Annotated in this window: 16 protein-coding genes; 7 read left to right on the top strand and 9 right to left on the bottom strand. The window is 64.3% G+C overall.

Features of this window, described 5'->3' with window-relative positions; all coding sequences use genetic code 11:
* Window positions 1–12: 12 nt before the first annotated feature.
* The 8 genes from rseP to rpsB form a co-directional block, all read right to left on the bottom strand.
* Window positions 13–1,392, bottom strand: coding sequence for an RIP metalloprotease RseP (gene rseP / locus HUX88_RS03610; RefSeq protein WP_176360883.1), 1,380 nt, complete (start codon window positions 1,390–1,392; stop codon window positions 13–15).
* Window positions 1,389–2,582: a 1-deoxy-D-xylulose-5-phosphate reductoisomerase gene (gene ispC / locus HUX88_RS03615; protein ID WP_176360884.1), complete on the bottom strand. Its 1,194-nt coding sequence runs from the start codon at window positions 2,580–2,582 to the stop codon at window positions 1,389–1,391. Before ispC ends, rseP begins: the two co-directional genes overlap by 4 nt.
* Window positions 2,583–2,593: 11 nt before the next feature.
* Entirely contained in the window at window positions 2,594–3,433 is an 840-nt protein-coding gene (locus tag HUX88_RS03620; RefSeq protein ID WP_176360885.1) for a phosphatidate cytidylyltransferase, read from the bottom strand.
* Window positions 3,433–4,185: a polyprenyl diphosphate synthase gene (gene uppS, locus HUX88_RS03625; RefSeq protein ID WP_117011324.1), complete on the bottom strand. Its 753-nt coding sequence runs from the start codon at window positions 4,183–4,185 to the stop codon at window positions 3,433–3,435. Before uppS ends, HUX88_RS03620 begins: the two co-directional genes overlap by 1 nt.
* A gap of 109 nt (window positions 4,186–4,294) precedes the next feature.
* Entirely contained in the window at window positions 4,295–4,855 is a 561-nt protein-coding gene (frr, locus tag HUX88_RS03630) for a ribosome recycling factor (protein WP_116988648.1), read from the bottom strand.
* 27 nt (window positions 4,856–4,882) lie between these two features.
* Window positions 4,883–5,599 (bottom strand): UMP kinase, encoded by a 717-nt coding sequence (pyrH, locus tag HUX88_RS03635; RefSeq protein WP_020702755.1) that lies wholly within the window; start codon window positions 5,597–5,599, stop codon window positions 4,883–4,885.
* Between the two features lie 154 nt (window positions 5,600–5,753).
* Entirely contained in the window at window positions 5,754–6,665 is a 912-nt protein-coding gene (gene tsf, locus HUX88_RS03640) for a translation elongation factor Ts (protein WP_117011325.1), read from the bottom strand.
* Between the two features lie 117 nt (window positions 6,666–6,782).
* The gene (rpsB, locus tag HUX88_RS03645) at window positions 6,783–7,535 is read right to left on the bottom strand and encodes a 30S ribosomal protein S2 (RefSeq protein WP_117011326.1); all 753 of its coding nucleotides are present in this window, start codon (window positions 7,533–7,535) and stop codon (window positions 6,783–6,785) included.
* Between the two features lie 366 nt (window positions 7,536–7,901).
* Here rpsB and HUX88_RS03650 point away from each other — a divergent pair, with 366 nt between their 5' ends.
* The 7 genes from HUX88_RS03650 (at window position 7,902) to HUX88_RS03680 (ending at window position 18,397) form a co-directional block, all read left to right on the top strand.
* The gene (locus HUX88_RS03650; protein ID WP_117011327.1) at window positions 7,902–8,720 is read left to right on the top strand and encodes an MHFG family PEP-CTERM protein; all 819 of its coding nucleotides are present in this window, start codon (window positions 7,902–7,904) and stop codon (window positions 8,718–8,720) included.
* Window positions 8,721–8,892: 172 nt separating this feature from the next.
* Window positions 8,893–9,714 (top strand): type I methionyl aminopeptidase, encoded by an 822-nt coding sequence (map, locus tag HUX88_RS03655; protein ID WP_176360886.1) that lies wholly within the window; start codon window positions 8,893–8,895, stop codon window positions 9,712–9,714.
* Between the two features lie 7 nt (window positions 9,715–9,721).
* Window positions 9,722–12,304 (top strand): [protein-PII] uridylyltransferase, encoded by a 2,583-nt coding sequence (locus tag HUX88_RS03660; RefSeq protein ID WP_229219189.1) that lies wholly within the window; start codon window positions 9,722–9,724, stop codon window positions 12,302–12,304.
* Window positions 12,305–12,335: 31 nt separating this feature from the next.
* Complete coding sequence (locus HUX88_RS03665; RefSeq protein WP_008449305.1) at window positions 12,336–13,085, top strand: pseudouridine synthase; 750 nt, start codon at window positions 12,336–12,338, stop codon at window positions 13,083–13,085.
* A 226-nt stretch (window positions 13,086–13,311) separates the two neighbouring features.
* Window positions 13,312–13,983 carry a flagellar brake protein gene (locus HUX88_RS03670; RefSeq protein WP_117011330.1) on the top strand — a complete coding sequence of 224 codons (672 nt, stop codon included), beginning with the start codon at window positions 13,312–13,314 and terminating at the stop codon, window positions 13,981–13,983.
* A gap of 66 nt (window positions 13,984–14,049) precedes the next feature.
* The gene (locus HUX88_RS03675; protein WP_176360888.1) at window positions 14,050–17,460 is read left to right on the top strand and encodes an ATP-binding protein; all 3,411 of its coding nucleotides are present in this window, start codon (window positions 14,050–14,052) and stop codon (window positions 17,458–17,460) included.
* Complete coding sequence (locus tag HUX88_RS03680) at window positions 17,444–18,397, top strand: response regulator transcription factor (protein WP_176360889.1); 954 nt, start codon at window positions 17,444–17,446, stop codon at window positions 18,395–18,397. Before HUX88_RS03675 ends, HUX88_RS03680 begins: the two co-directional genes overlap by 17 nt.
* Here HUX88_RS03680 and HUX88_RS03685 read toward each other — a convergent pair.
* Window positions 18,339–18,935, bottom strand: coding sequence for a trimeric intracellular cation channel family protein (locus tag HUX88_RS03685; RefSeq protein WP_117011333.1), 597 nt, complete (start codon window positions 18,933–18,935; stop codon window positions 18,339–18,341). The two genes, HUX88_RS03680 and HUX88_RS03685, sit on opposite strands and share 59 nt — an antisense overlap.
* Between the last annotated feature and the right edge of the window lie 76 nt (window positions 18,936–19,011).

The following is a 19,011-nucleotide window of genomic DNA, read 5'->3' on the forward strand; positions in this document are numbered from 1 at the left end:
AAAGCGAACCTGCTACAGCAGCCGCGCGACGTCGTTAAACACCGCCAGCAGCATCAGCGTCAGCAACAAGCCTATGCCAAGGCGCTGAGCAATCTCTCCAAAACGCTCCGGCACAGAACGCCCAGTTAAAACTTCCAGCGAATAATACAGCAAATGCCCCCCATCTAGAACCGGAATCGGTAGCAAATTCATCACCCCCAAACTGATGCTGATGAAGGCGATGAAGCTCAGATAGCTGGCCGCGCCCATGCGCGCGGTCTGCCCGGCGTAATCGGCGATGGTGATCGGGCCGGTGACGTTCTTCAGCGAGACCTCGCCGGTGATCATTTTGCCGATCATCTTGACCGACATGACGCTGGTGTCCCAGACCCGCGCCACCGCCTTGCCGACGGCCGCAAGCGGGGACGATGGCACGGTGATCATATCCGGCTGCAGCGCGATGTAAGCGCCGATCTTACCTACTGTTACAGTTCCCTTACCGGTCTTTGCCTGCTCGGCCCGGGGCACCATGGCCAGCACCAGCTGCTGGCCGGCGCGGCGCACCGCCACCCGCACCGTCTTGCCGGCGGCGTTGCCGATCGTCTCGATGAAGGCGATGCCGTCGGCCACCGGCACGCCGTCCACCGACAGCAGCAGGTCGCCCTTCTGCAGGCCGCCGTGCGCGGCGGGACTGGCGGCGATCACTTCCGCCACCACCGGCGCCGGACGGGCCACGCCCAGACCCAGCTTGCCCGGCACGTCGCCGTCCAGGTCCTGCGCCGCCAGCACGGCGGCCGGCAGCACGAAGCTGAAGCGGCCCTGCCCCGCGCGTTCGACCGCGATGCGGGCCTCGGTCTTGTCGATGGCGGCCTGCATCAGGTTCCAGCGCAGCTCCGACCAGACGGCCACCGGCTGCTCGTTGACGGCGGTGACCACGTCGCCGCTGCGCAAGCCTGCGCTCCAGGCGGCCGATGGCGCGGCGGCGGTCGCCGTCTCGGTGGCGCGCACGTTGATCTTGCTGGTCGGCTCTTCCACGCCGTGCAGGTACAGGCCCGCATACAGCAGGATCGCCAGCAGGAAGTTGGCCAGCGGGCCGGCGGCCACGATGGCGATGCGCTTCCAGACGTTCTGGCGCGTGAACTCGCGCTTCAGGTCTTCGGCCGGCAGGTCGCCCAGGTCGCCCTCGCGGGCGTCGAGCATTTTCACGTAGCCGCCCAGCGGCAGCGCCGATACCGCCCATTCGGTCTGGTCGCGGCCGAATCGGCGCGACCACACCACCTTGCCCATGCCAACCGAGAAGCGCAGCACCTTCACCCCGCACCAGCGCGCCACCAGATAGTGCCCCAGTTCGTGGAAGATGATCAGGGAGCCCAGGCAAACGGCGAAGGCCAGCGCGGTTTGGAGGAAGTTCATTTTGCCAGTCCGGCGATATAGGTTTCAGCGGCGGCGCGGGCGGCGGCATCCTGCGCCATCACGGCGGCGATGCTGTCGGCGGCGCCGTGCGGCAGCGCCTCCATCACGTGCGCGATCACGCGGTCGATCTGGCGGAAGCCGATCTTCAGGTCGAGGAAGGCTTGCACCGCGATCTCGTTGGCCGCGTTCAGCAGCGCCGGCGCGGTGCCGCCGGCCTTGAGCGCGTCGAAGGCCAGCGCCAGACAGGGGAAGCGATTGAAGTCGGGACGCTCGAACCGCAGCGTGGCGATCTGCGTCAGGTCGAGCTGCGCCACGCCCGAGGCGATGCGCTCCGGGTAGGCCAGCGCGTGGGCGATCGGCGTACGCATGTCGGGGTTGCCCAGCTGCGCCAGCACGGAACCGTCCATGTACGACACCATCGAATGGATCACCGATTGCGGATGGATGACGACCTCGATGCGCTCGGCCGGCGCGCCGAACAGCCAGTGCGCCTCGATCACTTCCAGGCCCTTGTTCATCATCGTGGCCGAATCGACCGAGATCTTGCGGCCCATCGACCAGTTGGGGTGCTTGCAGGCCTGCTCCGGCGTCACCGCATCCAGCGTGGCGACGTCGCGCGTCAGGAACGGGCCGCCGGAAGCGGTCAGCAGGATCTTGGCGATACCGGCCGCCTCGTCGCGCACCGCCGGCATGCGGCCGCCGAACTGCGGCATGCACTGGAAGATCGCATTGTGTTCACTGTCGATCGGCAGCAGCACCGCGCCGGCCTGCCGGGCGGCGTCGATGAACAGCTGGCCGGACATCACCAGCGCCTCCTTGTTGGCCAGCAGGACCTTCTTGCCGGCGCGGGCCGCGGCCAGCGTCGGCGCCAGGCCGGCCGCGCCAACGATGGCGGCCATCACGCTGTCGACTTCGGGCGCGCTGGCGATGCTGCACAGGGCGGCCTCGCCATATTCCACTTCGGTGTTGACGCCGGCGGCGCGCAGCAGTGCGCTCAGTTGACTGGCGCCGGCCGCCGTGCCGACCACCGCGCGCGCGGGACGGAACTGGATGCACTGGGCCGCCAGCTCCTCGACGCGGCTATGCGCCGACAGCGCGTAGACGCCGTAGCGCTCGGGATGGCGGGCCAGCACGTCCAGCGTGGACACGCCGATCGAACCGGTGGCGCCAAGGATGGTGATGCGTTGCATAGTCAATTCTTTCAGAACCAGGAGCCGATCAGCGCGGCCAGCGGCAGGACCGGGATCAAGGCGTCAATACGGTCAAGCACGCCGCCGTGGCCCGGCAGCAGGTTGCTGCTGTCCTTGATCGCGGCGCGGCGCTTGAGTTGGGATTCGAACAGGTCGCCGATCACCGACGCGGCGACGATCAGCAGCAGCACCAGCAAGGCCAGCGGCCAGCCGAAGCGCGCCTGCAATTGGACGGCGAAGGTGTCGCGCAGCCACGGCTGGCCGGCGGCCAGCAGCACGCTCGCCGACGAGATCGCCAGCACGGCGATGCCGCCGCCGATGGCGCCCTCCCACGACTTACCCGGCGAGATGGACGGCGCCAGCTTGCGCTTGCCGAAGGCCTTGCCGGAGAAGTAGGCGCCGATGTCGGCGATCCACACCAGCACCATCACCGACAGCAAATACAGCGCGGAGTGCTGGTACAGGCCGACGATGGCGAAGAAGCAGGCGAAGATGGCGAAGCTGAACGTGATCGCCAGCGACCAGTTGGCCGCGCCGGCCAGCGGCGGCAGGCCCAGGCCCAGCGACGGCGCATAGCGGATCAGCCACAGCAGGCAGGCCGCGCCGTACAGCGCGGTCAACGCGCCCGGCTTGCCCGAGTGCTGCAGCAGGAACACGAACAGCACGGCGCCGGCGATGCCGACCACGCGCGCGCGCATGGCGGACAGGCCGAACAGGCGGGCGGCCTCCCACATCGCGGCGCCCAGGAAGAGCGTGGCGACGACGGCAAACGCTGGGAAGTAGTTGAAGAACAGGACCGGCAGCAGCACCGCCAGCAAGACCACAGCGGTAATAATCCTCGTTTTCAGCATCAGCTTTTCTTTTCTGCCAGTTGCGCGCCGGTGCGGCCGAAGCGCCGCTCCCGGTGCTGGTAGGAGGCGATCGCCTCGTCGAGGCTCTCGATCGAAAAATCGGGCCAGTAGGTGTCGGTGAAGAACAGCTCGGTGTAGGCGAGCTGCCACAGCAGGAAATTGGAGATGCGCTGCTCGCCGCCGGTGCGGATGAACAGGTCGGGCTCGGGCGCGTAGGCCATCGCCAGGTGCGGCGCCAGCTGCTCTTCCGTGAAGTTGGCGGCGCCGGGATGGGCGGCCACCATCTGGCCGACCGCCTGCATGATGTCCCAGCGGCCGCCGTAGTTGGCGCACACGGTCACGGTCATGCGGGTGTTGTTGGCGGTCTTGCGCTCGGCGCTGGCGATCATGCCTTGCAGCTTCTCGTCGAAGCGCGACAGGTCGCCGACCACCTTGAGGCGGATGTTGTTGGCGTGCAGCTTGGAGACTTCGCGGTCGAGCGCCGTCACGAACAGGCGCATCAGCAGGGACACTTCCTCTTCCGGGCGGCGCCAGTTTTCGGAACTGAAGGCGAACAGGGTCAGGTACTCGACGCCGCGGCGGGCGCAGGCCTCGACCACGGTGCGCACCGCGTCCACGCCCTTGACGTGGCCCGCCACGCGCGGCAGGTAGCGCTTGGTCGCCCAGCGGCCGTTGCCATCCATGATGATCGCGACATGGCGCGGCACGGACGGCGCGTCTGGAACCTCAGTAGTCGAACTCGTATATTTCATGAAAACTTTGGTGCCAAAGTGTAAAGTATTGCAGGTGTGGCGCAAAAAAACAAGACGCCAGAGCGCCCCTCGGACGAGTCCGCGGGCCGGCTGCTGGCGTCCGCGGGTGTTAAACCGTCAGAACTTCTTTTTCCTTCTCGGCGACCATCTTGTCGATGTCGACGATGAACTTGTCGGTCAGCTTCTGCACTTCGTCGGTGCCGCGGCGCTCGTCGTCTTCCGAGATCGCCTTGTCCTTGACCAGCTTCTTCATGCCTTCATTGGCGTCGCGGCGGATGTTGCGGACGGCGATCTTCGCGTCTTCCGCTTCGCTCTTGACCAGCTTGACCATTTCCTTGCGGCGTTCCTCGGTCAGCGGCGGGGTCGGCACGCGGATCATGTCGCCCTGCGCCGACGGGTTCAGGCCCAGGTCGGCGTCGCGGATGGCCTTCTCGATGGTCGCGGCCATCTTCTTCTCGAACGGCTGCACACCGATGGTGCGGGCGTCGATCAGGGTCACGTTGGCGACCTGGGTCAGCGCGGTCGGCGAACCGTAGTACTCGACCTGCACGTGGTCCAGGATGCCGGTGTGGGCGCGGCCGGTGCGAACCTTGGCCAGATCGGCGCGCAAGGTTTCCAGCGATTTGATCATGCGTTCTTGCGCACTCTTTTTAACGTCAGCTACGGACATTGCTGCTCTCCTGTAATCGGGATATGTTTAAACGTGAACCAGTGTACCCTCATCCTCGCCCATGATGACACGCATCAGCGCGCCCGGCTTGGTGATGGAAAACACTTTGATCGGCAGTTTCTGGTCGCGGCACAGCGCGAAGGCGGTGGCGTCCATGACTTGCAGATGCTTGGCGATGGCTTCGTCGAAGGTGATGGAGCTGTACAGCGTGGCGTTCGGGTCTTTCTTCGGATCGGCGGTGTACACACCGTCGACCTTGGTGGCCTTGAGCACGATCTCCGCGCTCATCTCCGAGCCGCGCAATGCCGCCGCGGTGTCGGTGGTGAAGAACGGGTTGCCGGTGCCGGCCGCGAACACCACGACCTTGCCTTCTTCCAGATACTGCAAGGCTTTCGGGCGCACATACGGCTCGACCACCTGTTCGATGCCGATCGCCGACATCACGCGGGCGGTGATGCCGACATGGCGCATCGCGTCGGCCAGCGCCAGCGCGTTCATGACGGTGGCCAGCATGCCCATGTAGTCGGCGGTGGCGCGGTCCATGCCTTGCGCACCGGGGGCGACGCCACGGAAGATGTTGCCGCCGCCAATGACGATCGCCAGTTCCACGCCCAGTTTCGCGACCTCTGCCACATCGGCGACCATCCGTTCGATCGTGCCGCGGTTGATGCCGTAAGGATCATCGCCCATCAGGGCTTCGCCGGACAATTTGAGGAGGACGCGCTTGTAGGCTGGTTTTGACATGAGACGAGGCTCCTAAGTTGGGTTTATTCGGGTAAGGCTGCCGGCGCCTATGATACCTTGGTCGACGCCGGGAACGACTGAATGACTACGGGTGCTGCGGGTAAAACTTTGGTCAGGCTAAAAAAACGGGCCTCTCGGCCCGTTTTCTTTGGTATTACGCTCCTTTGGAAGCAGCCATCTGTGCGGCCACCTCTGCGGCGAAGTCGTCCACTTTCTTCTCGATGCCCTCGCCCACCACGTACATGGTGAAGGCCTTGACGGTGGTGGCTTTCTCTTTCAGCATCTGCTCGATCGATTGCTTGTCGTTCTTCACGAAAGCCTGGTTCAGCAGCGACACTTCTTTCAGGAACTTCTGTACCGAGCCTTCCAGGCGCTTGGCCAGGATTTCCGGCGATTGCGCTGGCTTGCCCTCGGCGGCGGCCTTGGCTGCGTCTTCTTCAGCTTTCAGTTTTGCAACCGAACGCTCTTTTTCGATCAGTTCCGCCGGAACCTGTTCCGACGACAGCGACACCGGCTTCATCGCGGCGATGTGCATGGCCACGTCTTTACCCACTTGCTCGTCGGCGCCTTCGAAGTCGACGATCACGCCGATGCGCGAGCCGTGCAGGTAGGAAGCCAGCTTGCCGGTGGTTTCGAAACGCTGGAAGCGGCGGATCGACATGTTTTCGCCGATTTTGCCGATCAGTGCTGCGCGCACTTCGTCCAGGGTCTTGCCGTCCAGCGGCAGCGCCAGCAGGGCTGCAACGTCGGCTGGGTTGTGCTCGACAACCAGGCGTGCTGCGTTGTTGGCCAGGGCCAGGAAGTCGTCGTTCTTGGCGACGAAGTCGGTTTCGGAGTTGACTTCAACCAGCGCGCCTACGCCGCCGGCGATGAAGGTTGCAACAACGCCTTCGGCGGTGATGCGTGCCGAGGCTTTCGATGCCTTGCCGCCCAGCTTGACGCGCAGGATCTCTTCCGCACGACCCATGTCGCCTTCGGCTTCGGTCAGTGCCTTTTTGCATTCCATCATAGGCGCGTCAGTCTTCGCGCGCAGTTCGCCTACCATTGCTGCAGTAATAGCTGCCATGTGATTCTCCTGTATTCGGTGTTCGGGTGGGATGGTGAGCGCAGCTCTAACCATTTACGTTAAAAAAAAGGGGGAGCTGTTGGCCACCCCTTTTTCCTTACAGCTTGTTGCGAACGATTAAGCCTGTTCGGAAACTTCGACGAATTCGTCGCCAGCTGCAGCTTTAACCATTTCAACTACTTCGTTACCGGCAGCAGCACGGCCTTCCAGGATCGCATCTGCGACGCCGCGGGCGTACAGAGTGATGGCTTTCGACGAGTCGTCGTTGCCTGGAATGACGAACTGAACGCCTTCTGGCGAGTGGTTGGTATCGACCACGCCGATAACTGGGATGCCCAGTTTTGCGGCTTCGGTGATGGCGCCTTTATGGTAGCCAACGTCAACGACGAAGATTGCGTCAGGAACGCCGCCCATGTCCTTGATGCCGCCGATCGATTTTTGCAGCTTGATCATTTCGCGTTGGAACATCAGCGCTTCTTTTTTCGACAGCTTCTCAACCGAACCGTCTTCGATCGAGGCTTCCATGTCTTTCAGGCGCTTGATCGAGGTCTTGATGGTCTTGAAGTTGGTCAGCATGCCGCCCAGCCAACGCTGGTCGACGAAAGGAACGCCTGCGCGTGCCGCTTCAGCAGCGATGATCTCGCGGGCTTGACGCTTGGTGCCGACCATCAGGATGGTGCCACGGTTCGAAGCGACCTGTTTCACGTGCTTCATCGCTTCTTGATACATACCCATCGTCTTTTCCAAGTTGATGATATGGATCTTGTTGCGGTGACCGAAGATGAACGGAGCCATCTTTGGGTTCCAGAAACGGGTTTGGTGACCGAAGTGGACACCGGCTTCCAGCATTTCGCGCATAGTTACGGACATATTAAACTCCAGGGTTGGGTCTGGAATCCGATCAGTCACCATAGAGGCACCCTTGTCGACCGGATTCGCGTTTATTAATAGAAATTAACAACTTGATTTTGCAACATTGCTCAAACCGAATTCAAGCAACCCGAGATTCTACCCTGAAAACAGCCACTTAGGCAAGCACCGCACACCGCCAACCAGCCGACGCCCCAACCTGGTGCGCCGCCCCGAATTTTCGCACCCAATTGTTGCGCATCAAATAAAAAGTTATTTTTTTAGGCATGAGTAGCGATTTTGTAATACCATTGCGTAAATTAAAATTACATCTCAACAATAGATATTGATTTGCAAGACACAAATCCTTGGTAAAGGCACAACCTTATGTCCATCCTGTTAGCCATGACGCTTGCTGCAGCCTCCACTGTCCAGCCCAGCTGTTCCTGGGATCATCCGGGCGTCAATCCCTACACCGGCAAGACCTCGGCCGCGATCGACCGCTACACCGATATCCCGGACGCCGTGCGCAGCACGCTCAAGCGCCGCATGGAGGAAGGTCAGTCCGACGACAAGGTCACCATCACCCGTGACGGCATCGCCGGCAAGAACCAGTACGACCCGACCATCCGCGACATGCACTTCGGCGCCGCCTCGGTGTGCACCACCGTCACCCGCGGCAAATGGAGCCCGCAGCGCCAGGAGCCGGGCGCGGTCTACTGCGTCGGCGAGCACTGCATCCTGGTGCCGAAAATCTGCGGCAACGTCAGCCGCATCACCCGCAAGCCGGACACGGTCGCCAAGGCGCCGGTCGCGCCGCCTCCGGTCGCCAAACTGGGCAACAAGGTGGGCAACAAGGACCTGGGCTTGGTCGATGCCGAGCCCGTCGAGCCGGAAGAAGCGGAACCGGCGGATCGCACCAGCCAGCAACGCCAGGCCGCCCTGGACGCCTTCAAGCAAATCAATCCGCCGGGCGTCGAAGAATTCAACCTGCCGGAGAAGTTTGAATTCGAGACCGACCCAGACGGCAATCTGGTGGTGATCGACCCGCATCCGCTGACGCCCTTCCTGCCGCACGGCGGCGACGACGGCATCTCGCCCGGCCCCAGCGCCGTGCCGGAAGCCGACACCTGGGCCATGCTGCTGGCCGGCCTGGGCATCCTGGGCGTGGCCGCGCGCCGCCGCCAGCGCCGCCAGCCGGGCTGAGTCCCCCGCACCCGGCTGTGGCGCCCGCGCGCCACAGCGGGCACCATCCTTGCATTCCCGAGCGGGGCCGCCCCGCGTCGTTTATAATTTCAACATATTTGCACGCCGCGAGCCGATCCGATCCGCTCGCCGCCTGCGTTTTTACCGTTTACTTTGCTGATTGCGATCCACTATGTCTATTTCCATTAAATCCGCCGAAGATATCGCCGGCATGCGCGTGGCCGGCCGCTTGGGCTCCGAAGTGCTGGACTACATCACGCCCTTCGTCAAGGCCGGCGTGACCACCGGCGAACTGGATCGCCTCTGCCACGAATACATGGTCAACGTGCAGGGCACCATCCCGGCGCCGCTGAACTACTGCCCGCCCGGCTACACGCCCTACCCCAAGGCCATCTGCACCTCGGTCAACGACGTCATCTGCCACGGCATCCCCGGCGACAAGGTGCTCAAGAACGGCGACGTGGTCAACCTCGACATCACCGTCATCAAGAACGGCTACCACGGCGACAACAGCCGCATGTTCTTCATCGGCGAACCGTCGATCCTGGCCAAGCGCCTGTCCGACATCACCTACGAGTGCATGTGGCTGGGCATTTCCAAGGTCAAGCCGGGCGCCCACCTGGGCGACATCGGCCACGTGATCCAGCAGCACGCGGAAAAAGCCGGCTACAGCGTGGTGCGCGAGTTCTGCGGCCACGGCATCGGCAAGATCTTCCACGAGGAACCGCAGGTGCTGCACTACGGCCGCCCCGGCACGCTCGACGAGCTGCAGCCGGGCATGATCTTCACCATCGAGCCGATGATCAACGCCGGCAAGCGCGAGATCCGCGAAATGGGCGACGGCTGGACCATCAAAACCAAGGACCGCAGCCTGTCGGCCCAGTGGGAACACACCATCCTGGTCACCGAGACCGGCTACGAGGTGCTGACGCTGTCGGCCGGCAGCCCGCCGCCGCCGGCGTTTATCGCCAACGCCGCTGCCGTCGCGGCATAGGTACGGGATGCCAGCCGCGGCGATGAAGAAGGAACTGCGCGAACAACTCAAGCGTCAGCTGAAGGCCGACCGCCAGGTCGTCATCGCCGGCTTCCAGGCGGACGGCATGCCGGAGAAGCTGCTGCGCAGCCTGCGCCAGAGCGTGGACGCGGTGCTGACCACGGCCTGGCACGAAGCCCGGCTGCCGGCCAACACGGCGCTGGTCGGCGTGGGCGGCTACGGCCGCGGCGAGCTGTTCCCCTATTCCGACGTCGACCTGCTGATCCTGCTGGAGCGCGCCCCCGACGCCGACACCACCGCCAAGCTGGAGGAGCTGGTGCAACTGCTGTGGGACCTGGGCCTGGAGATCGGCCACAGCATCCGCACCGTGGACGAGTGCCTGAGCGAATCGGCGGCCGACATCACCGTGCAGACCAGCCTGCTGGAAGCGCGCCTGATCGTCGGCGACGAGCCGCTGTTCCAGCAACTGCAGCAGCGCTACCAGGCGGCGATGGACCCGCGCGCCTTCTACCACGCCAAGGTGCTGGAGATGCGCCAGCGCCATGCCAAGTACGAGGACACCGCCTTCAGCCTGGAGCCGAACTGCAAGGAAAGCCCGGGCGGCCTGCGCGACCTGCAGGTGATCCTGTGGATGGTCAAGGCCGCCGGCCTGGCGAGCTCGTGGCGCACCCTGGCCACCAGCGGCCTGATCACGCAGACCGAGGCCAAGCAGCTGATGGAGAAGGAGCGTGCCTTCAAGGACATCCGCGTGCGCCTGCACCTGCACGCCGGCCGCCGCGAGGACCGGCTGGTGTTCGACGTCCAGACCGCCATCGCCGAATCGCTGGGCCTGCAGGCCACCGGCAGCGGCGTCAACATGCGCCGCGCCAGCGAGTACCTGATGCAGCGCTACTACTGGGCCGCCAAGACCGTCACGCAGCTGAACACCATCCTGCTGCAGAACATCGAGGAGCGGCTGTTCCCCAAGTCGGGCGAGGCGGTACGCATCAACGAACGCTTCAACGACGTCAACGGCCTGATCGACATCAGCGACGACGACACCTTCGCCACCACGCCGTCGGCGATGCTGGAGATCTTCGTGCTGATGACCGAGCGCCCCTCGCTGCAAGGGATGACCTCGCGCACCATGCGCGCGCTGTGGCACGAGCGCTTCAAGATCGACGCCGCCTTCCGCGCCGATCCGGTCAACCGCGCGCTGTTCCTGCGCATCATGCAGGCGCCGGTGGGCATCATCCACGCGCTGCGCCGCATGAACGACCTGTCCATCCTGGGCCGCTACCTGCCCAACTTCCGCAAGATCGTCGGCCAGATGCAGCACGACCTGTTCCACGTCTACACGGTGGACCAGCACATCCTGATGGTGGTGCGTAACATGCGCCGCTTCACGATGGCCGAGCACGCGCACGAATACCCGTTCTGCAGCCAACTGATGGCCAACTTCCCGCAGCCGTGGCTGCTGTACCTGGGCGCGCTGTTCCACGACATCGCCAAGGGCCGCGGCGGCGACCACTCCAAGCTGGGCACGGTCGACGCCGAGCAGTTCTGCGTCGAGCACGGCCTGAGCGCCGAGGACACCGAGTTGGTGGTGTTCCTGGTCGAGAACCACCTGACCATGTCGCAGGTGGCGCAGAAGCAGGACCTGTCGGACCCGGACGTCATCGCCGCCTTCGCCAAAGTGGTCAAGGACGAGCGCCACCTGACCGCGCTGTACCTGCTGACGGTGGCCGACATCCGCGGCACCAGCCCCAAGGTGTGGAACGCGTGGAAGGCCAAGCTGCTCGAAGACCTGTACCGCATCACGCTGCGCGTGCTGGGCGGCGAGCCGCACAGCGCCGACCACGAACTGAAGAACCGCCAGCAGGAGGCGCTGGCCACCTTGCGCCTGTACGGCCTGCCGCCGGACGCGCACGAGCCGTTCTGGAAGCAGCTCGACGTCGCCTACTTCCTGCGCCACGACGCCTCCGACATCGCCTGGCAGACGCGCGCGCTGTACGACCGCTTCACCAGCGACCGGCCGGTGGTCAAGTGCCGCCTGGCGCCAATTGGAGAGGGCTTGCAGATCGCGGTCTACATCAAGGACCAGCCGGACCTGTTCGCGCGCATCTGCAGCTACTTCGACCGCAAGAACTTCAGCATCCTGGACGCCAAGATCCACACCACGCGCCACGGCTACGCGCTCGACACCTTCCTGGTGACCGAGCAGAACTTCGCCAAGAGCTACCGCGACATCATCAGCCTGATCGAGCACGAGCTGTGCGCGCTACTGACCAACCCGGAACCGCTGCCGGCGCCGGGCAAGGGCCGGCTGTCGCGGCTGTCGCGCACCTTCCCGATCCAGCCGACGGTGGACCTGCGCCCGGACGAGCGCGGCCAGTACTACCTGCTGTCGGTGGCCGCCAACGACCGCACCGGCCTGCTGTACTCGATCGCCAACGTGCTCACCAAGTACAAGATCAACCTGCACACCGCCAAGGTGATGACGCTGGGCGAGCGCGTGGAGGACGTGTTCCTCATCGACGGCGCCACACTCAACAACGCCCGCAGCCAGATCCAGCTCGAAACCGACCTGCTGGACGCGATCAAGGTATAAACTTAGCTTCACCTTTCATAGAAAACGCATCATGTCCGAAGAATTATTACGCCTGTCCAAACGCATGTCCGAACTGGGCCTGTGCTCGCGCCGTGAGGCCGACGAGTGGATAGCGCGCGGCTGGGTACGGGTGGACGGCCAGGTCGTCTCCGAACTCGGCACCAAGATCTACCCGAGCCAGCGCGTCACGGTCGAGCGCCAGGCCGCCGCCGAGCAGTCCAAGCGCGTGACCGTGCTGATCAACAAGCCGATGGGCTACGTCAGCGGCCAGGCCGAGGACGGCTACCAGCCGGCCGTGGTGCTGGTCAAGCCGGAGAACCGCTGGCCGGACGATCCGTCGCCGGAGATCTTCCACCCCACCCAGCTGCGCTCGCTGGTGCCGGCCGGCCGCCTGGACATCGACTCGGTCGGCCTGCTGGTGCTGACCCAGGACGGCCGCGTGGCCAAGCACCTGATCGGCGAAACCACCGACGTCGACAAGGAATACCTGGTGCGGGTCGAATACACCAAACCGGGCAAGCTGCCCGATAGCGACCTGAAAAAACTCAACCACGGCCTGTGGATGGACGGCAAGCCGCTGCTGCCGGCCAAGGTGCGCTGGCAGAACGACGACCAGCTCAGCTTCACGCTGCGCGAAGGCAAGAAACGCCAGATCCGCCGCATGTGCGACATGGTCGGCCTCAAGGTAGTCGGTTTGAAACGTGTACGTATCGGCAAGGTCAAGCTGGGCGACCTGCCGGTGGGCCAATGGCGCTATCTGCGCCCCGAAGAACAGTTCTGATCAGGCAGGCGTGGACCAGAACGCACAGTGACCGAAATATTCTTGCCATTTAGCAAGCCAAGAGCGCGAATAGATTGTAAACTGTGTGGATCGACCTCGCATCGTAGAGTCATTACCAAAGAGATATGCCGTCGTGAACGATCCTATACCAAATGAATTTCGCCGCGGCCCGCCCAGCCTAAAAGACGCTGTGGAACCCATACCGGCGGGTTCGAAGCCGCATGACATGACCGATGAGCATGACATCGGCGATTCGCTGACCCTGCTCGCCGACAACGGCGACCCGATCTCGATTTATCCGTCCAGCACCACCAATGTGGTGATGGCGCGCATCAAGTCGGTCGATCCCGAGAATCCGTACTTTGTGCTGGAGCTCAACGAGGGCGAGTTCCTGCCGCCCGGCGACGCCATCTTCGTGGCCTGGCTGCGCTCGGCCAAGATCCAGTTCAAGCTCACCTCGGCGGACTGGGCATGCAAGCCCGGCGAGCCGACGCTGATCCCGCTGGAATTCCCGCTCAAGTGCCAGGTGCTGAACCGCCGCGCCTCGACCCGGCTGGAAACCCCGCTCGGCATCTACTACATGGCCTCGTTTGTCCTGAACGGCAAGCCCTACGAACTGCAGCTGTACGACTTCTCGGCCGGCGGCGTCGGCATGCGGGCGCCGCCGCGCGACTGCGTCGGCCTGTACGTGGGCCGCAAGCTGCAGCGCGTGCGGCTGGAGCTGGGCCCGGATTCGGTGATGATCGCCGACCTGGAGATCCGCCTGTCGCGCACCTTCCGCTCCTTCCTGCTGGGCGAGCAGGTGCAGATCGGCTGCCAGTTCCTCAACCTGTCGCCGTCGATGCAGGAAGAACTGTCCCGCCTGCTGGACAAACTCAACAGCGGCAAGCAACGCTGAACTTGCCGGGCATGCAACTTGCTTAAAAAAAGCAGCTTAATAGCTGCTTTTTTTTATGGGCCCGGCATGGCAACGACAGAGACCGAACCGACGCAGCGCATCGTCAAGATCCGCCGCGACTACAACACCTGGGTGGCCAGCGAAACCATCGAGGACTACGCGCTGCGCTACACGCCGCGCGCGTTCCGCAAATGGTCGGTGTTCCGGGTCTCCAACACGGCCTTCGGCGCGATCTCCTTCCTGGTGCTGGAGGCGATCGGCGGCACCATCACCGTCAACTACGGCTTCATCAACGCGCTGTGGGCCATCATGGCGGTGGGCCTGATCATCTTCCTCACCGGCCTGCCGATCAGCTACTACGCCGCCACCTACGGCGTCGACATGGACCTGCTGACGCGCGGCGCCGGCTTCGGCTACATCGGCTCGACGATATCGTCCTTCGTCTACGCCTCGTTCACCTTCATCCTGTTCGCGCTGGAGGCGGCCATCATGGCCTACGCGCTGGAGCTGTACTTCCACCTGCCGCTCTACCTGGGCTACATGGTCAGCGCCCTGATCGTGATCCCGCTGGTGACGCACGGCGTCACGCTGATCAGCCGCATCCAGATGCTGACGCAGCCGGTGTGGCTGGTGCTCATGGCCCTGCCTTTCATCGCCATCCTGCGCAAGCAGCCGGAATTGCTGCCGCAGCTGCTGCACTACGCCGGCCGCTCCGGCGAGAACGGCCACTTCAACGTGCTGATGTTCGGCGCCGCCACGGCGGTCGGCGTGGCGCTGATCACGCAGATCGGCGAGCAGGTCGACTTCCTGCGGTTCATGCCGCAAAAGACCGCCGCCAACCGCTTCCGCTGGCACATGGGCGTGTTGATCGCGGGGCCGGGCTGGATCCTGCTCGGCATCGCCAAGATGCTGGGCGGCGCGCTGCTGGCCTTCCTGGCGTTCAGCAGCGCGGTGCCGCTGGCGCAGGCCGTCAACCCGACGCAGATGTACCTGGCCGGCTTCGGCCAGGTGTTCGCCAACCCGTCGACGGCGCTGCTGGCCACCGCGCTGCTGGTGGTGATCTCGCAGGTCAAGATCAACATGACCAACGCCTACGCCGGCTCGCTGGCCTGGTCCAACTTCTTCGCGAGGCTCACGCACAGCCATCCGGGGCGCGTGGTGTGGGCCGTGTTCAACGCGCTGATCGCGGTGCTGCTGATGGAGCTGGACGTGTTCCAGGCGCTCGACCAGGTGCTCGGCCTGTACTCCAACATCGCCATCTCGTGGATCACGGCGGTGGTGGCGGACCTGGTGGTCAACAAGCCGCTGGGCCTGAGCCCCAAGGGCATCGAGTTCCGCCGCGCCTACCTGTACGACATCAACCCGGTCGGCGTCGGCGCCATGCTGCTGGCGTCGGCCCTGTCGGTGGCGGCGTTCATGGGATTGTTCGGCCACCAGGCGCAGGCCTTCTCCGCCTTCATCGCGCTGCTGACGGCCTTCGTGGCCGCGCCGCTGATCGCCATCGCCACCAAGGGTAAGTACTACACCGCCCGCAAGCCGGTGCATGTGCACAGCAAGACCTGCGTGATCTGCGAAAAGGAATACGAGTCCGAGGACATGGCGCACTGCCCCGCCTACCAAGGCTCGATCTGCTCCCTGTGCTGCTGCCTGGACGCGCGCTGCAACGACGTCTGCAAGCCGCACGCGAAGGTGTCGTCGCAATGGCAAGCGGCGATGCAGGCGCTGCTGCCCAAGTCCCTGTGGCGCTACCTGAGCAGCGGACTGGGACACTACCTGCTGCTGATGATCGTCACGGTGCTGTTCTTCGGCGCGCTGCTTGGCCTGATCTACTACCACGAACAATCGGTGCTGCCGGCCGGCGACGCCGCGCTGCTGCCGCAACTGCGGCTGGTGTTCTTCAAGATCTTCGCGGCGCTGCTGCTCACCAGCGGCATCGTCGCCTGGTGGCTGGTGCTGACCAGCGAAAGCCGGCGCGTGGCGCAGGAGGAATCGAACCGGCAGACCGGCCTGCTGACGCGCGAGATCGAACTGCACAGCCAGACCGACGCCCAGCTCCAGCAAGCCAAGAAGACCGCCGACCTGGCCAACCAGGCCAAAAGCCGCTACATCGCCGGCATCAGCCACGAGATTCGCACGCCGCTCAACTCCATCCTCGGCTACGCGCAGCTGCTGGACAACGACCCGTCGATACCGGAGCACCGCCAGCAGGCGATCCGTGTGATCCGGGGCAGCGGCGAGCACCTGCTGTCGCTGATCGAGGGCACGCTCGACATCGCCCGCATCGAGGGCGGAAAATTCAACTTCGACATGAAGGAGCTGAACTTCCCCGACTTCATCGGCCAGATCGTGCGTATGTTCGAACTGCAGGCGGCCAACAAGGGCCTGGCCTTCCGCTACGAGCTGACCGGCGTGCTGCCGCGCATCGTGCGCGCCGACCGCAAGCGGCTGGGGCAAATCCTCATCAACATCCTCGGCAACGCAGTCAAGTTCACCAGCAGCGGCGGCATCGTGCTGCGGCTGCAGTATGCGCGCGAGATGGCCTCGTTCGAAATCGAGGACACCGGCCCCGGCATCCTGCAGGAGGAGATCGACCATATCTTCGAGCCCTTCTCGCGCGGCAGCGCCAGCGCGCACGCCAACGCCAGCGGCACCGGCCTTGGCCTGCCGATCTCCAAGATGCTGACGCAGCTGATGGGCGGCGAACTGAATATCCGCAGCACGCCGCAGCAAGGCAGCGTGTTCCACATCCGCCTGTTCCTGCCCAGCGTGCACGCCTCAGCGCGCGAGCTGCAACGGCTGGAGCAACCCTCGGCGCAGCGCACCGGCTACCACGGCACGCGGCGCCGCATCCTGGTGGTGGACAACGAGCGGGTGGACCGCGAGATGCTGCTCAATATCCTGCAGCCGCTGGGGTTCGAGGTGGCGCTGGCCGAATCCGGGCTGGAATGCCTGGACCTGCACGCCTCCTTCCAGCCGGACCTGATCCTGATGGACCTGGCCATGCCGGCCATGGACGGCTGGGAAGCCAGCTACATCCTGCGCCGCCGCCAGCTGTCGCAGGTGCCGATCGCCATCGTCTCCGCCAACGCCTTCGACAAGGGCATGGAAAACGCGGCCGGCATCACGGCGGCGGACTTCATCGTCAAGCCGGTCAACGTGGCCGAGCTGCTGGACTGGATAGGCCAGCGCCTGGCGCTGGAGTGGATCACGCAGCCCGCCATCAGCATCGAGGTGGCTGCGGCCGCGCCGGAGCTGAAGCAATTGATACTGCCGCCCGCCGCGTACCTGGAAGCCTTGAATGAACTGGTCCGCATCGGCTATGTGCGCGGCATCCAGAACAAGCTCGATGAAATCAGCGCGCTCGATGCGCGCTACCTGCACTTCACGCAAACCATGCGCAACTACGCCGCCCGCTTCCAATTGGACGCGATGGCCGACTTCCTCCGAAAGAACCAAGACAATGAACTTCAACACTGACCGCGCCGTGGTCCTGGTGGTGGACGACGTGCCGGAAAACCTGGCCGTGCTGCACGATGCGCTGGACGAATCGGGCTACACCGTACTGGTGGCGAACAACGGCGCAACCGCCTTGCAGCGCGCCGCCGAGGCGCAGCCGGACGTCATCCTGCTGGACGCCGTCATGCCTGGCATGGACGGCTTCGAAACCTGCCGCCATCTAAAAGCCAGCCTGGCCACGCGCCACATTCCGGTGGTGTTCATGACCGGGCTGACGGAAGCGGAGCACGTGGTGGCGGCCTTCGCGGCTGGCGGCAACGATTATGTCAGCAAGCCGGTGCGCACGAGCGAGGTGCTGGTGCGGATCGCCGCCCACATGCAGACCGCCCGCCTGATGGACCAGGCCCGCAGCGCGCTGGACGCCTTCGGCAACGCGGTGATCGCGATGACGCCTGGCGACGGCAAGATCGTCTGGCAAACGCCGCTGGCGCGCACGCTGATGCAGGGTTACGCGGTCGATACGGAGTTGACGGCGTGGCTGGCGGCAACGCAGCTGGCGCACAGCCAGGGCCAGTCGCATCCGCCGCTGACGCTGCAGCGGGCCAGCCGCCGCCTGATCTTCTCGGCGGCGGAGTTCAGCGAAAACGAGCAGTGGATGATCGTGCTGCGCGAGGAATCGGACAGCGCACAGATCGAGAAGCTGATGGCGTCCTTCAAACTGACGCAGCGCGAATCGGAGGTGCTGAACTGGGTCATCAAGGGCAAGACCAACCGCGACATCGGCGACATCCTCGGCACCAGCCCGCGCACCGTGAACAAGCACCTGGAACACGTGTTCGTCAAGCTGGGCGTGGAAACGCGCACCTCGGCCGCGGCGGTCGCGATGGGCAAGCTGCGGATCAGAACGACGGCAGACGCAAGCCCAGTTGAATCGCCAGCAGGCGCACCACCACGATAGAAACCAGGCCGGCGCCGAACGCCCAGCGCTGCGGCATGCCGGCCTTCTTAAGCAGGATGTACAACAGGATGCCGGCGATGGCGGCGGTCGCGTAGATATCCTTGCGCAGTATCAGCGGCACCTTGGCCGACAGGATATCGCGCACCAGGCCACCGCCAACGCCGGTCAGTGTGCCCATCAGGATGACGATCAGCGCGCGGCAGCCCTGCGCCTCCGCCACCTTGGCGCCGGACATGGCGAACAGCGCCAGCCCCAACGCGTCGGCGATCAGCAAGGCATCGGTCGGTATCGGCAGCACCTGCACCCACAGGATCGTAAAGAGCGCCGAACCGACGATCACCAGCAGCGGCTTGGGGTCTTCGATCCAGAACACCGGATGGCGGTTCAGCAGCAAGTCGCGCACGGTGCCGCCGCCGATGGCGGTCATCGCGGCCAGCACCATCACTCCCAACAGATCCAGATGGGAAGCCATCGCCGCCAGCGTGCCACTGGCGGCGAAGACGGCAACGCCGATCAGATCGAGGATATAAAAAAGCAAACGCAACTCCACGGGGAACCTGACAAATAAAAAAGGACCGATACTTTATCAGTTATCGTGGAAGCGGCCAACTTCC

Source organism: Duganella sp. BJB1802 (genome assembly GCF_013369445.1).
Lineage (GTDB): Bacteria > Pseudomonadota > Gammaproteobacteria > Burkholderiales > Burkholderiaceae_D > Rugamonas > Rugamonas vulcania_A.

Coding starts and splice junctions, on each gene's coding strand:
- rseP (WP_176360883.1), bottom strand. CDS start 1,392: ATGAACTTCCTCCAAACCGCGCTGGCCTTCGCCGTTTGCCTGGGCTCC.
- ispC (WP_176360884.1), bottom strand. CDS start 2,582: ATGCAACGCATCACCATCCTTGGCGCCACCGGTTCGATCGGCGTGTCC.
- HUX88_RS03620 (WP_176360885.1), bottom strand. CDS start 3,433: ATGCTGAAAACGAGGATTATTACCGCTGTGGTCTTGCTGGCGGTGCTG.
- uppS (WP_117011324.1), bottom strand. CDS start 4,185: ATGAAATATACGAGTTCGACTACTGAGGTTCCAGACGCGCCGTCCGTG.
- frr (WP_116988648.1), bottom strand. CDS start 4,855: ATGTCCGTAGCTGACGTTAAAAAGAGTGCGCAAGAACGCATGATCAAA.
- pyrH (WP_020702755.1), bottom strand. CDS start 5,599: ATGTCAAAACCAGCCTACAAGCGCGTCCTCCTCAAATTGTCCGGCGAA.
- tsf (WP_117011325.1), bottom strand. CDS start 6,665: ATGGCAGCTATTACTGCAGCAATGGTAGGCGAACTGCGCGCGAAGACT.
- rpsB (WP_117011326.1), bottom strand. CDS start 7,535: ATGTCCGTAACTATGCGCGAAATGCTGGAAGCCGGTGTCCACTTCGGT.
- HUX88_RS03650 (WP_117011327.1), top strand. CDS start 7,902: ATGTCCATCCTGTTAGCCATGACGCTTGCTGCAGCCTCCACTGTCCAG.
- map (WP_176360886.1), top strand. CDS start 8,893: ATGTCTATTTCCATTAAATCCGCCGAAGATATCGCCGGCATGCGCGTG.
- HUX88_RS03660 (WP_229219189.1), top strand. CDS start 9,722: ATGCCAGCCGCGGCGATGAAGAAGGAACTGCGCGAACAACTCAAGCGT.
- HUX88_RS03665 (WP_008449305.1), top strand. CDS start 12,336: ATGTCCGAAGAATTATTACGCCTGTCCAAACGCATGTCCGAACTGGGC.
- HUX88_RS03670 (WP_117011330.1), top strand. CDS start 13,312: ATGACCGATGAGCATGACATCGGCGATTCGCTGACCCTGCTCGCCGAC.
- HUX88_RS03675 (WP_176360888.1), top strand. CDS start 14,050: ATGGCAACGACAGAGACCGAACCGACGCAGCGCATCGTCAAGATCCGC.
- HUX88_RS03680 (WP_176360889.1), top strand. CDS start 17,444: ATGAACTTCAACACTGACCGCGCCGTGGTCCTGGTGGTGGACGACGTG.